The organism is Thauera sp. ZXT1-4 (assembly GCF_052598215.2).
The window spans coordinates 59,420-72,246 of record NZ_JBQWSN020000001.1; the positions used below are offsets into that span (position 1 = coordinate 59,420).

At 67.3% G+C, this 12,827-nt stretch carries 8 protein-coding genes; 7 read left to right on the forward strand and 1 reads right to left on the reverse strand.

Features of this window, described 5'->3' with window-relative positions; genetic code table 11:
• Positions 1-29: 29 nt before the first annotated feature.
• Positions 30-962 (reverse strand): LysR family transcriptional regulator, encoded by a 933-nt coding sequence (locus ACUH78_RS00300; RefSeq protein ID WP_510497542.1) that lies wholly within the window; start codon positions 960-962, stop codon positions 30-32.
• 122 nt (positions 963-1,084) lie between these two features.
• Between ACUH78_RS00300 and ACUH78_RS00305 the strand changes: the two genes are divergently transcribed.
• From ACUH78_RS00305 to ACUH78_RS00335, 7 genes are all read left to right on the forward strand, one after another.
• Positions 1,085-2,371 carry a D-amino acid dehydrogenase gene (locus ACUH78_RS00305; protein ID WP_445332555.1) on the forward strand — a complete coding sequence of 429 codons (1,287 nt, stop codon included), beginning with the start codon at positions 1,085-1,087 and terminating at the stop codon, positions 2,369-2,371.
• Positions 2,372-2,512: 141 nt separating this feature from the next.
• Positions 2,513-4,309 carry an EAL domain-containing protein gene (locus ACUH78_RS00310; RefSeq protein ID WP_445332554.1) on the forward strand — a complete coding sequence of 599 codons (1,797 nt, stop codon included), beginning with the start codon at positions 2,513-2,515 and terminating at the stop codon, positions 4,307-4,309.
• A gap of 140 nt (positions 4,310-4,449) precedes the next feature.
• Positions 4,450-5,343 carry a DMT family transporter gene (locus tag ACUH78_RS00315; protein ID WP_418363128.1) on the forward strand — a complete coding sequence of 298 codons (894 nt, stop codon included), beginning with the start codon at positions 4,450-4,452 and terminating at the stop codon, positions 5,341-5,343.
• Positions 5,344-5,402: 59 nt separating this feature from the next.
• The gene (locus tag ACUH78_RS00320) at positions 5,403-7,175 is read left to right on the forward strand and encodes an N-acetylglutaminylglutamine amidotransferase (RefSeq protein ID WP_418363127.1); all 1,773 of its coding nucleotides are present in this window, start codon (positions 5,403-5,405) and stop codon (positions 7,173-7,175) included.
• Between the two features lie 12 nt (positions 7,176-7,187).
• Positions 7,188-8,942 (forward strand): N-acetylglutaminylglutamine synthetase, encoded by a 1,755-nt coding sequence (gene ngg, locus ACUH78_RS00325; protein ID WP_418363126.1) that lies wholly within the window; start codon positions 7,188-7,190, stop codon positions 8,940-8,942.
• A 131-nt stretch (positions 8,943-9,073) separates the two neighbouring features.
• Positions 9,074-10,306 (forward strand): osmoprotectant NAGGN system M42 family peptidase, encoded by a 1,233-nt coding sequence (locus ACUH78_RS00330; protein WP_445332553.1) that lies wholly within the window; start codon positions 9,074-9,076, stop codon positions 10,304-10,306.
• 274 nt (positions 10,307-10,580) lie between these two features.
• Positions 10,581-12,764 (forward strand): malate synthase G, encoded by a 2,184-nt coding sequence (locus ACUH78_RS00335; RefSeq protein ID WP_445332552.1) that lies wholly within the window; start codon positions 10,581-10,583, stop codon positions 12,762-12,764.
• Positions 12,765-12,827 lie beyond the last annotated feature (63 nt).

A 12,827-nucleotide genomic window follows, 5' to 3' on the forward strand; every position in this document is an offset into this window, starting at 1 on the left:
GAAGCGCCTGGTGCCCGCTCGCCCCTTGCTTATCCGAGGGCGAGGCGCTCCGGGAGGCTGCGATCGGCCAGCGCGCGCGCGAGCTGCCCGGCGGCGGTGCCCAGGCAAGCCTCGAGTCGACGGCTGAGCACGGAGGCGGGTGCGTTGCCGTGACGCAGGAGATGGACATCGAACGGCATTGCCGGCGAGAGTCGCAGTACGGCAACGCGCTCGGGGGCGAGGCTGGCAGCCGTCAGGCTGTCGATGAAAGCGTAGCCCAGGCCGTGCTCCACCAGCGTTGCGGCGAGCGCGTAGGTCTGGACCTGGAAGGCGCGTTGCGGTACCCAGCCGATCTGATCCAGTCGCATGGCCAGGCGCTCGCCCAGCGGAGTGTGCTCGGCCAGTGCGATGAAAGGGCGCCCCGCCAGCCATGTCCGGTGCCCCGGGCGCAGGGCGTCGACCAGCCACGTGCGCGGCGTGGCCAGCACCATCTCACCCTGCGCAAAGGCCGTGCGTGCCAGTGCGACGTGTGCGGGGGCCTCGATCGCGATGCCGACCTCGATCTCGTAGGCAAGCAGATGGGCCTGGATTTCGTGCGTGTGGCTCGCCCACAGATCGCACTCGACCGCGGGGTGTGCTGCGCGCATGGCTGCGAGCGCAGCGGGGAGCACGCTTCCTGCCAGTGAGGGAGTGGCTGCGACCCGCAGCAATCCGGATGCGCCGTGGCGCAGATTGGCCGACAAGGCGTCGACACGCTCGATTTCGCTCCATGCGCGCTGAACCTGTGAGAACAGCGCCTGCGCCTCCGGGGTCGGCACGAGACGGCCGCGTCTGCGCTCGAAGAGCTCGAACCCCAGGCCGGCCTCGGCATGCTGCAGCACGCGCGAGACGACCGGCTGCGAGACGTTCAGCATGCGCGCGGCCCCACTGACGGACCCAGCGATCATCACTGCCCGAAAAACCTCGATCTGGCGCAGTCTCATCGCAACCATGTCTCCAGTGCATACCTGAAGCCATGATCCGAATATCGATCCTTGTCTGCAAGACCTACAGTGGGTGCGAGTGGGCCGTACTTTCTCCGGCCCTGCATCGGAGCAGCGGATTCATGCACATCGTGGTCATCGGGGGAGGCATCGTAGGCCTGAGCACGGCCTGGTATTTGCAGCAGGACGGTCATCGCGTCACGCTGGTGGACCGCGCGGATGGGGTCGGCATGGGGGCCAGCCATGCCAACGGGGGGCAACTTAGCTATCGCTATGTCGCGCCGCTGGCCGACCCCGAGGTGCTCGCGAAGATCCCGGGCTGGATGCTGCGGCGCGATGCGCCGGTGCGCTTCCGTCCGCGCTTCGACCCGCAGCAGTGGGGCTGGTTGATGCGCTTCCTGGAGAGCTGCAATCGTTACGACAAGGTGCGCTCGATTGCCAGCCTGCTGCCGCTGGCGTTGCACAGCAGGGCGTTGATGCATGCGTGGGTGGACAGGCAGGGGTTCGACTTCGACTTCGTCCCCAACGGCAAACTGGTCGTGCATCGGGATGCGGGCAGCTTCGCATCGGCAAAGCGTGCGCTCGCGTCCACACCGGCGCTCGGTGCGGTGCAGCAAGCGCTGGACGCCGATGCCTGCTTCGCAATCGAGCCCGCCATCGAGCGGCTGCGCGGACGCATCCACGGGGGCATCCATACGCCTACCGAGGATGCGGGGGACTGCCTGAAACTGTGTCGTGCGTTGAGCGAGCACATGGCCCGGACTGCGAACCCGGTGCAGTTCGAACTCGGTCGAACCGTGCTCGGCTTTCAGCGGGCCGGGGGGCGTATCGCCGGGGTGCTGACCGATGGCGGGAGCATCGCTTGCGATGCCTGCGTGCTCGCTGCCGGGACGGCCGCTGCGGCTTTGGTGCGCCCACTTGGCGTCCGCCTGCCGATCTACCCGGTGAAGGGCTACAGCATCACTGTTCCGGTGGGCGCTGGCGTGCGCGTGCCCGCGATCAGCGTGACCGACTTTCAGCGCAAGATCGTCTATGCCCGGCTCGGCAAGCATTTGCGCGTGGCGGGCATGGCCGACATCGTCGGTCATGATGATCGTGTTGCGCGCGACCGCATTGCGACCCTTTTGGCCGAGACGCGGGCCTGCTTCGGCGATGGGTTCGACCCCCGCGCGGCCACGTCCTGGTCAGGTTTGCGCCCCGCCACCCCGACGGGTCGTCCGATCATCGACCGTGCCGGTGCCGACAACCTGTGGCTCAACGTCGGCCATGGCGCGCTGGGTTTCACCCTCGCGGCCGGTAGCGCGCAGGTGCTCGCCGACCTGATCGCCGGTCGTGCACCCGCTTGCCCGGTCGAGGACTTCCGTCTCGATCGCGCACGTCCTCGTAGCGGCGTATTTCCGCGCAGGTAAGTGGCTCGTCGGTTGCCAGAGGGCCGGCGCGCAGGGCGCTCGCCATTTCTGGCGGCGATGGCAAGCGCGGGTGGGGCCGGTCATCAGGGCTTAACGAGGCTCGGTCACACTCCCGCAGATTTTTTGTTGACCGGGTGTCACATGTCCTTCAGTCAGGAATGCGAGGCAGGGCTGCGTCACGTGCTCGAGCGGCGCCAGTTGGCGTTCGTTTTTCAGCCCATCGTCGATCTCTCGCGCTCGACCCTCTTCGGCTACGAGGCCCTGATGCGCGGCCCCGCGGGTACGCCGCTCGAGAAGCCGGACGACCTGCTCCGTGTCGCAAAGCAGTGCGGGCTGGCGAGCACGCTCGAGGTCGATGCCGCCAAGGGCGCCATCGAGGCGTTCGCCGCGCTTCAGTTGCAGGGAAAGCTCTTCATCAATCTCAGCGCGCCGCTGATCACCGGCTTCGGGCGCGAGGGCGGCGGGGGCCTCATCCGGTGCGCGGTGGATGCGGGCCTTGCACCGTCGCGCCTGATCCTGGAACTCACCGAGCATGAGCGTGTGGAGGATGTCGACTGCCTGCAGGCCGCGTTCGCTGCCCTTGCCGGGCAGGGCGTGGGGCTGGCGCTCGATGATTTCGGTGATGGTCGCTCCAGCCTGCGCTTGTGGGCGCAACTCAAGCCGCAAATGGTCAAGCTGGACAAGTTCTTCGTTCGCCAGATCCATCGTGACAGCCGCAACGTCGAGGTGGTGCGTGCCATACTCAGGCTGTGCGCTGCCTTCGGTACGCCCCTGGTAGCCGAAGGGGTCGAGAGCGTGGAAGAACTCGCCGTGCTGCGCGACCTCGGATGCCACTTCGGCCAGGGCTACCTGTTCGGTCGGCCCGCGGCCCATCCGGAGACCGCGGTGGCGGCGGCAGCGTGCGAGGTGCTCAACTCCTCCAAGATTTCGGTGCTGCCGAATTCGGCGCCCCGCCCCGACCTGGCGGAGACCATCGGGCGCTTGAGGATCGAGGCGCCCACAATCGAGGTGGCGGCGTCCAACGGTGAACTGATGCAGCTCTTCACGGAGCATCCGCGCCTGCATGCCGTGGCCGTGGTCGATCGGAACTACCCCATCGGTCTGGTGAACCGGCGTGACTTCGTGGACAAGTTTGCCCAACCCTATTCGCGCGAGCTCTATGGGCGCCGCTCGTGCACGCTGTTCATGAACCCAACGCCCTTGCGGGTCGAGGCCGGCGCGACGATCGATTCGCTCGCGGCCGTACTCACCGGAGACGATCAGCGCTATCTGCACGAGGGGTTCATCATCACGGAGGGCGGCCGCTATGCGGGGCTGGCGACCGGCGAGAGCCTCGTGCGCGCGGTGACGGAGCGGCGCATCGAGGCTGCGCGCCATGCCAACCCGCTCACCTTCCTGCCGGGCAACATTCCCATCACCGAACACATCCGCCGCTTGCTCGATGCCGGGGTGGAGTACGCCGCAGCCTATTTCGACCTGAACAATTTCAAGCCCTACAACGACTTGTACGGCTACTGGCGGGGTGACGAGATGATCAAGCTCGCTGCCCAGCTGATCCTGGCGAATGCCGATCAGTCGCAGGACTTCGTCGGCCATGTCGGGGGCGATGATTTCGTCGTGCTGTTCCAGAGCGATGACTGGCGGCTGCGGTGCGAGCGCATCGTGCACGCTTTCAATCTGGCCGCGCGCGACCTCTTCGATGCCAGCGAGCTCGCCCGCAACGGCTTCGAGAGCGAGGACCGCCGCGGCTTCCGTGCATTCTTTCCGCTCACCACCATTGCGGTCGGCGTCGTCCGTGTCAGCGCAGGACTGTTCCACAGTCCGGAAGAGGTTGCTTCGGCCGCTGCAGCGGCGAAAAAGGATGCCAAGCTGTCGGGGAGTGGCATGAACGTGGCGCCTCATGAACATGCGCCGATGCTGATGGCCGTGGCGGGCTGATGACGTGAGGCTGCGTCCGAGAGATTCAATGCGCTTGCGGTGGCCTGGTTGACGCACTGCGGCCACGAGGGCACTGGAGAGCGCCTGAGCGCGCGACGTGTGGATGCAAGGGTCGGGGCAAACCTGTCAAACTCCGGCCGATGAGAAGACTGCATCTGAATCCGTATCTGCTGCTGACATTGGCTTCGCTGTTCTGGGCCGGGAACATGGTGATGGGGCGCGGCCTGCGTGCCGATCTGCCGCCCGTGGGGCTGGCATTCTGGCGCTGGGTGGTGGCGTTCCTGTGCGTGCTGCCGCTGGCATTGCCACACCTGCGTGCGCAGTGGCCCCTGCTGCGTGCGGCTTGGAAGCAGGTGGTGTTCCTGGGTGTGTTCGGGGTGGGCCTGTACAACACGCTCGCCTACGCAGCGGTTCAGCACACCACGGCGACAAGCGCCTCGCTGCTCAACTCCTTCATTCCGGTGGCGACGATTGCGCTCGCCTTCGTGTTCCTCGGCAAGCGCCTGAGCCGCGCCGAAGCGCTGGGCGTTACGGTTTCGCTTGCGGGCGTGCTGTTGCTGATCGCACGCGGGCGCGTGGACACCCTGCTCGGGCTGGAGCTCAACGCAGGCGACATGTGGATGCTGGTCGCCGTGCTGTCGTGGAGCATCTACACCGTGGGCTTGCAGTGGCGTCCGCAAGCGGTGCATCCGATGCTGCAACTGGCCGCTTTCATCCTCGTGGGCCTGATCATGCTGGCGCCAGTGTACGTATGGGAGATCGCTGCCGGTGCCACGATTCATGTGCATACCGGATCGGTCCTGGGCATCCTCTATGCCGGCGTGATGGCGGCCTTCCTCGGCTTCCTGTGCTTCAACATGGGTGTGGCAGCGGTCGGGCCTTCGGTTGGCTCCCTGTTCATCCACCTGATGCCGGTCTTCGCGGGAATCCTGTCCACTCTGCTACTGGGCGAGCGCCCTGCCTGGTATCACTACGCCGGCATGGCGCTGGTACTGGGAGGGATCGTGCTCACCATGCGCCGCCCTTCGGTGTGAAAAATTTGTCCAAAACCAATTTGCTAGAATAGGAGCTCGCTAACCAGACAGGAAGTTCAATGTGCGGAATTGCAGGTGAGTTGAGATTCGATGGCGCCTCCCCCGACCTGCCGGCGCTGGCGCGCATGAATGCGCAGCAGCAGGCACGCGGGCCGGACAGCGGCGGCGTGTTCGCGCAGGGTGCGCAGGCTTGGGGCCATCGCCGGCTGAAGATCATGGACCTGTCCGAATCGGCGCAGCAGCCGATGTTCGACCCCGCGCTCGGCCTGGGTATCGTGTTCAACGGCGCCATCTACAACCACCCCGAACTTCGCCGTGAGCTCGAGGCCAAGGGCTACGCCTTCTATTCGCACGGTGACACCGAGGTGTTGCTCAAGGCCTACCATGCCTGGGGCGAGGATTTCGTCACGCGGCTCAACGGCATGTTCGCCTTCGCGATCTGGGAGCGCGACAGCGGCCGTGTGCTGCTCGGCCGCGACCGCCTGGGCATCAAGCCGCTGTATTACGCGCCGATCGCGGGCGGGCTACGCTTCGCCTCCGCCTTGCCGGCGCTGCTCGCGGCGGGCGGGGTGGACACCTCGATCGACCCGGCGGCACTCAACCATTACCTCTCCTTCCACGCCGTGGTGCCTGCGCCGCATACGCTGCTGGCCGGCGTGCGCAAGCTCGCCCCGGGCACGCTGATGCGCATCGAGCCCGACGGCCGGCGCAGCGAGCGCAGCTTCTGGACGCTGGACTATGCCCGTGACGCCGCCGACGAGTCACGCAGCTTCGAGGAGTGGACGGAGATCCTGCTCGACGGCCTGCGCGCCGCGGTGAAGCGCCGCCTGGTGGCGGACGTGCCGGTGGGCGCCCTGCTCTCGGGCGGGGTCGATTCCAGCCTCATCGTCGGCCTGATGGCCGAGGCAGGCGTGAAGGAACTGCGCACCTACAATGTCGGCTTCGCCGATGTGGGCGGCGAGAAGGGCAACGAGTTCGAATACGCCGACATCGTCGCGCGCGAGTTCGGCACGGTGCACGAGCGCATCTTCGTGCCCGAGCAGGAATTGCTTACCCGCCTGCCCGAGGCGGTGGCGGCGATGAACGAGCCCATGGTGAGCCACGACTGCATCGGTTTCTACCTGCTCTCGGAGGCGGTGAGCCGGCACAGCAAGGTGGTGCAGAGTGGGCAGGGCGCGGACGAGGTGTTCGGCGGCTACCACTGGTACCCCAAGCTCGCCGGCAGCGCCGACCCGGTGGCGGACTACCTCGCAGCCTTTCGCGACCGCGACTACGACGAATACCTCGCCACGGTGAATCCGCAGTGGCACGGCGTGGATGCGAGCGCGGCCTTCGTCGCGGCGAGCTTCAACGCCCCCGGCGCGGACGACCCGGTGGAGAAGGCGCTGCGCCTGGACACCACGGTGATGCTGGTCGACGATCCGGTCAAGCGTGTGGACAACATGACCATGGCCTTCGGGCTGGAGGCGCGCGTGCCCTTCCTCGACCACGCGCTGGTCGAGCTCGCCGCGCGCATCCCGGCGCGGCACAAGCTCGCGCACGGCGGCAAGGGCGTGCTGAAGGAGGCGGCGCGCAAGCTGATCCCGGCCGCGGTGATCGACCGCCCCAAGGGCTACTTCCCGGTGCCTGCGCTCAAGTACCTGCAGGGACCGGTGCTCGAGCGCGTGCGCGATGCACTGTCCAGCCAGTCGGCGCGCGAGCGCGGGCTGTTCCGCAAGGACTACGTCGACACGCTGCTCGCCGACCCGTCCGCCCACATCACGCCGCTGCGCGGTTCCAAGCTCTGGCAGCTGGGGCTGCTGGAGTGGTGGCTGCAGACGCATGTGGCCTGAGGATCGCGCGCCATGATCCGCAAGCACATCGCCCGCGCACTGCGGGCCGAGCAGCGCAGCGCGCACCTCGCGGTGCACCGTCCCGCCGGGCAGCCTGAGCGTGAGGGGGCGCGTACCGATGTCGTCATCGAGTGCGGCTGGGGGCGCTTGCTGCCAGCACAGACCTGGCGTGAAGCTGCCGGTCTGGCCGAGGCGCTGCTGGCCGAGCGTCCGGGCCAGCGCGACATCGCCTTCTACGTCGAGAAGCCGCACGTGGTCGTGGCGCATGCTCCGCAGCAGCTCTTCCTCGATCCATCCGAGGCCTTTCGTCTCAACCTCGCCACGTACCGCATTCCCTCGCAGCGCGCGGGGCGCAGCGGCTTCACGCTGCGCCGGCTGCGCACGCGCGCCGATGTGGCGGCGATCAACGTGCTTTACCGTGCGCGCCGCATGGTGCCGGTCGATGCCCAGGCGGTATGGAAGGCGCGTGCCAGCCGGGCGATCACCTACGCGCTCGCCGAGGATCGCGCCAGCGGCGAGGTGATCGGCGTGGCGATGGGCCTGGACCACGTCGAGGCCTTCGCCGACCCGCAGCACGGCGCCAGCCTGTGGGCGCTGGCGGTGGCGCCGCAGGCTGCGCACCCGGGCGTGGGTGAGGCTCTGGTGCGCTATCTGGCCGAGCACTACCAGGCACGCGGGCGCGAATGGATGGATGTCTCCGTGCTGCACGACAACGAGCAGGCGATCGCGCTCTACGACAAGCTAGGCTTCCACCGCATCCCCGCGTTCGCGGTCAAGCGCCGCAACGCGATCAACGAGCCGCTGTTCACCGGCAGCGGCGAGGCGCTGCAGGACCTCAACCCCTACGCGCGGCTGCTGGTCGACGAGGCTATCCGGCGCGGCATCCATGCCGAAGTGATCGATGCCGAGAATGGCTATTTCCGCCTCACACTGGGCGGACGCAGCATCGTGTGCCGCGAATCGCTCTCGGAGCTGACCACCGCGGTGGCGATGAGCCGATGCCAGGACAAGCGTGTCACGCTGAAGCTGCTGGCCGGCGCGGGCTTGTCCGTGCCACGCCAGGTGAGCGCCGAGGACGAAGCCGGCTGGCAGGCGCTGCTCGCGACCTGTCGGGCGGTGGTCGTCAAGCCGGTCGAGGGTGAGCAGGGCAAGGGGATCAGTGTGGATCTGCGCTCGGGCGAGGAGGTGCGTGAAGCCATCGCGCGTGCGCGGCAGTTCTGCGATCGCGTGATCGTCGAGCAGTTCTGCGAGGGCGAGGATCTGCGCATCGTCGTCATCGACCAGCAGGTGGTGGCGGCTGCGGTGCGACGACCGCCGGTCGTGGTGGGCGATGGGCGCAGCACGGTGCGCGAGCTCGTCGAGCGCCAGAGCCGGCGGCGGGCCGCAGCGACGGGAGGCGAGTCGCGCATTCCGCTGGATGCGGAAACCCTCCGCTGCGTGGCCGCGCAGGGCCATGCGCTCGACAGCGTGCTGCCGCCCGATTGCCGGCTGCAGGTGCGCAAGGCCGCCAACCTGCACACGGGCGGCACCATCCACGACGTGACGGCTGTGCTGCACCCGGCGCTGCGCGAGGCGGCAGAGGCGGCGGCGCGCACGCTCGACATCCCGGTGACGGGGCTGGACTTTCTGGTGCCGGCGGTCGATGGGGCGGACTACGTGATCATCGAGGCCAACGAGCGCCCCGGATTGGCCAACCATGAGCCCCAGCCCACCGCGGAGCGCTTCATCGACCTGCTGTTTCCGCGCACGCGCGCCGTTGCGGGTTGAACGCGCGACATTCGCAACCAGGGGCGGTACTGCGCTAGGGACCGCGTTCGCGCATTGCGCCGTCCGGCTGGCCTCACGCCTGCATTCGGCGGCAAGGGTGTTCCGCCCCATATCGAAAGGAGAACGAGACCATGAACATCCCCCGCCTCCGGGAGTCGCTTCCCCCGATCGACTATGCCTATCTGGAAGAGACGATGCTGCAGTTGCTCGCCATCCCCAGCCCGGTGGGGCTGACCGATGCCGTGGTGCGCTACACCGCAGGCCGGTTCGAGGCGCTCGGCATCCCCTACGAGATCACCCGTCGTGGCGCGATCCGCGCCACGCTCAAGGGGCAGGCCGCGCAGCCGGCGCGCGCAGTGGTGGCCCACCTCGACACCCTGGGGGCGATGGTCAAGTCGCTCAAGCCCAACGGACGGCTCGAGATCGTGCCCATTGGACACTGGTCGGCGCGTTTCGCCGAGGGCGGGCGGCTCACCATCTTCACCGATCACGGCCAGGTGCGTGGCACCTGTCTGCCCCTGAAGACCTCGGGCCACGCCTTCGGCGGCGAGATCGACACCCAGCCGGTGGGCTGGGAGTACGTCGAGGTGCGGGTGGATCTGCCGGTGGAGGACCGTGCCGCGCTGTCCGCGGCGGGGATCGAGGTGGGGGACTGGATCGCCTTTGACCCCCAGCCCGAGATCCAGCCCGACGGTTACATCAACTCGCGCTACCTTGACGACAAGGCTGCGGTGGCGGCGCTGCTTACCGCCTGCAAGGCCGTACGCGATCACGGGCTGGTGCTGCCGGTGGACGTGCATCCGCTATTGACCATCACCGAGGAGATCGGCTCGGGTGCGTCGGCCGCGCTGCACGGCGAGATCGCCGAGATGGTGAGCCTGGACATCTCGATCGCAGCCCCCGGGCAGAACACCTCCGAGCACGCGGCGACGGTCTGCATGCAGGACATGTCGGGGCCTTTCGACTACCACCTCACGCACAAGCTGATCGCGCTTGCGAAGGAGCACGGCATCCCGCATCGGCGCGACATCTTCCGCTACTACCGCTCGGATTCCGCGGCTGCGGTGGAGGCCGGCAATGACATCCGTACCGCGCTGATCGGCTTCGGTGCCGACGCCTCGCACGCGCAGGAGCGCACCCATCGTGATGCGCTCGAAGCACTCACGCGGCTGGTGGTTGCCTACGTAGCGAGCGAGCCGGTGGCCCGGCGCGACTGCCGCTCCATGGGCTCGCTCGACGGCTTTACCGAGCAGATCTGCCCTTGCGACATGTCGGTGCCCAGTACGCAACTGCCAGAGCCCGAGTCCTTCCTCTCAGCGCTCGAGAAGGTGGAACCCTCGCCGGACTCGCCAGATCGCGGCTGAGTGTGTGGGTCTCGTTGGCCGGGGGCGCATCTGACGTGATGTCCGTACGCACGACTGCGCCGGGAGGCTGGGTTCGCGCAGGGCTCGGCACCGCCTTCGGCACGCGCCTTGGTAGCGCGATGTTGCAGTGCAAACGGGGGCTTATCTGTTGTATCTTATAGAGGACTTTTGTCCCCCCGGCATTGACGTGCCCGCTCCCCAGGTCACATGCTCTGCCGGTGATGCGCTGCCGCCGAGGTGGTGCTTGTCGATACCTAGCCAGAGAGCCAGAAACATGACTGAACGAGTGAAGTGCCAGCGCCTCGAAGTGGCGGCCAACCTGAAGCGTTTCATTGAAGAAGAAGCCCTGCCGGGCAGCGGCGTGGAGGTCGCCGCGTTCTGGTCGGGTTTCGATGCGCTGGTACATGATCTCGCGCCGAAGAACGCAGCGCTGCTCGTGGAGCGCGACCGCATCCAGTCCGAGGTTGACGCCTGGCACGGCGCCAACCCTGGTCCGATCCAGGACATGGCCGCCTACAAGGCCTTCCTGCAATCCATCGGCTATCTGCTGCCGGTGCCTGCCGGCGCCAAGGTGAGTACCGCGAACGTGGACGACGAACTCGCCGTCCAGGCGGGGCCGCAACTGGTGGTGCCGGTGATGAACGCCCGTTACGCCCTCAACGCCGCCAATGCGCGCTGGGGTTCGCTCTACGACGCGCTCTACGGCACCGACGCCATTCCGCAGCAGGGTGGCGCCGAGCTGACCAAGGGCTACAACCCGGTGCGCGGCGAGAAGGTCATCGCCTTCGGTCGCAAGGTGCTCGACCAGGCAGCACCGCTCGCGGGCGCCTCGCATGCGGATGCGACCGCGTACGCGGTTTCCGGCGGTAAGCTGGTGGTCACGCTCAAGGGTGGTGCCACCGCCGGCCTGCAGCAGCCCGGGCAGTTCGTCGGCTTCCAGGGGGACGCCGCAGAACCCCGTGCGGTGCTGCTGAAGAACAATGGCCTGCATATCGAGGTGCAGATCGACCGGAATGGCGCGATCGGCAAGAGCGACGCCGCGGGCGTGAACGATCTGCTGATGGAAGCCGCGCTGTCGACCATCATGGATTGCGAGGACTCGGTCGCTGCGGTGGACGCAGACGACAAGGTGGTGGTGTACCGCAACTGGCTCGGCCTGATGACCGGCTCGCTGGAAGACACCTTCGAAAAAGCTGGCAAGCCGATGACGCGCCGACTCAACGCGGACCGTGAATACACCGGTGCCGACGGCCAGGCGGTCAGGCTGCATGGGCGCGCGCTGCTCTTCGTGCGCAACGTCGGCCATCTGATGACCAACCCCGCCATCCTGTGGGGCGAGGGCAAGGAAATCCCCGAAGGCATCCTGGATGCGGTGGTGACTACGCTGATCTCGAAGCGTGATCTCGAGCGCAAGGGCAATTCCCGCAAGGGCAGCATCTACATCGTCAAGCCCAAGATGCACGGCCCGGCCGAGGTCGGTTTCGCCGACGAACTGTTTACCCGTGTGGAGCAACTGCTAGGGCTGCCGGCCAACACCGTCAAGCTCGGCATCATGGACGAGGAGCGCCGCACCAGCGTGAACCTGCGCGCCTGCATCGCCGCCGCACCGGCGCGCGTGGCCTTCATCAACACCGGTTTCCTCGACCGCACCGGCGACGAGATGCACACCTCGATGGAGGCGGGCCCGGTGATGCGCAAGGGCGACATCAAGAACAGCAAGTGGATCGCCGCCTATGAGCGCCGCAACGTGCTGATCGGTCTGGCCGCCGGCCTGCGCGGCCGCGCCCAGATCGGCAAGGGCATGTGGGCCATGCCCGACCTGATGGCTGCAATGCTCGAGCAAAAGATCGGCCATCCCAAGTCCGGTGCCAACACCGCCTGGGTGCCGTCGCCGACCGCCGCCACCCTGCACGCGCTGCATTACCATCAGGTGAATGTGTCGGCGGTGCAGCAGGAGATCGAGAAGCTCGATCTGGACAAGGAGGCCGAGGCCCTGCTCGACGATCTGCTTACCATCCCGGTGGTGGCGAAAGCCGAGTGGAGCGCCGAAGAGCGCCAGCAGGAGCTCGACAACAACTGCCAGGGCATCCTCGGCTACGTGGTGCGTTGGGTGGAGCAGGGCGTGGGGTGCTCCAAGGTCCCGGACATCAACGACATCGGCCTGATGGAAGACCGCGCCACCCTGCGCATCTCCAGCCAGCACATCGCCAACTGGCTGCGCCATGGCGTGGTGCCAGCCGAACAGGTCGAGGCGACGCTGCAGCGCATGGCCGCGGTGGTCGATGGCCAGAACGCGGGGGATCCGCTCTATCGTCCGATGGCGCCGAACTTCGACGCCTCGGTGGCCTACCAGGCCGCGCGTGCGCTGATCTTCGAGGGCTGCGCCCAGCCCAGCGGCTACACCGAGCCGCTGCTGCACCGCTACCGCCAGCAGTTCAAGGCGAAGATCGGCGCCTGACCGCTTCGCAGACCCGAATCAAAAAGGCCGTGCCCGCAAGCTTTCGCGGGCACGGCCTTTCTT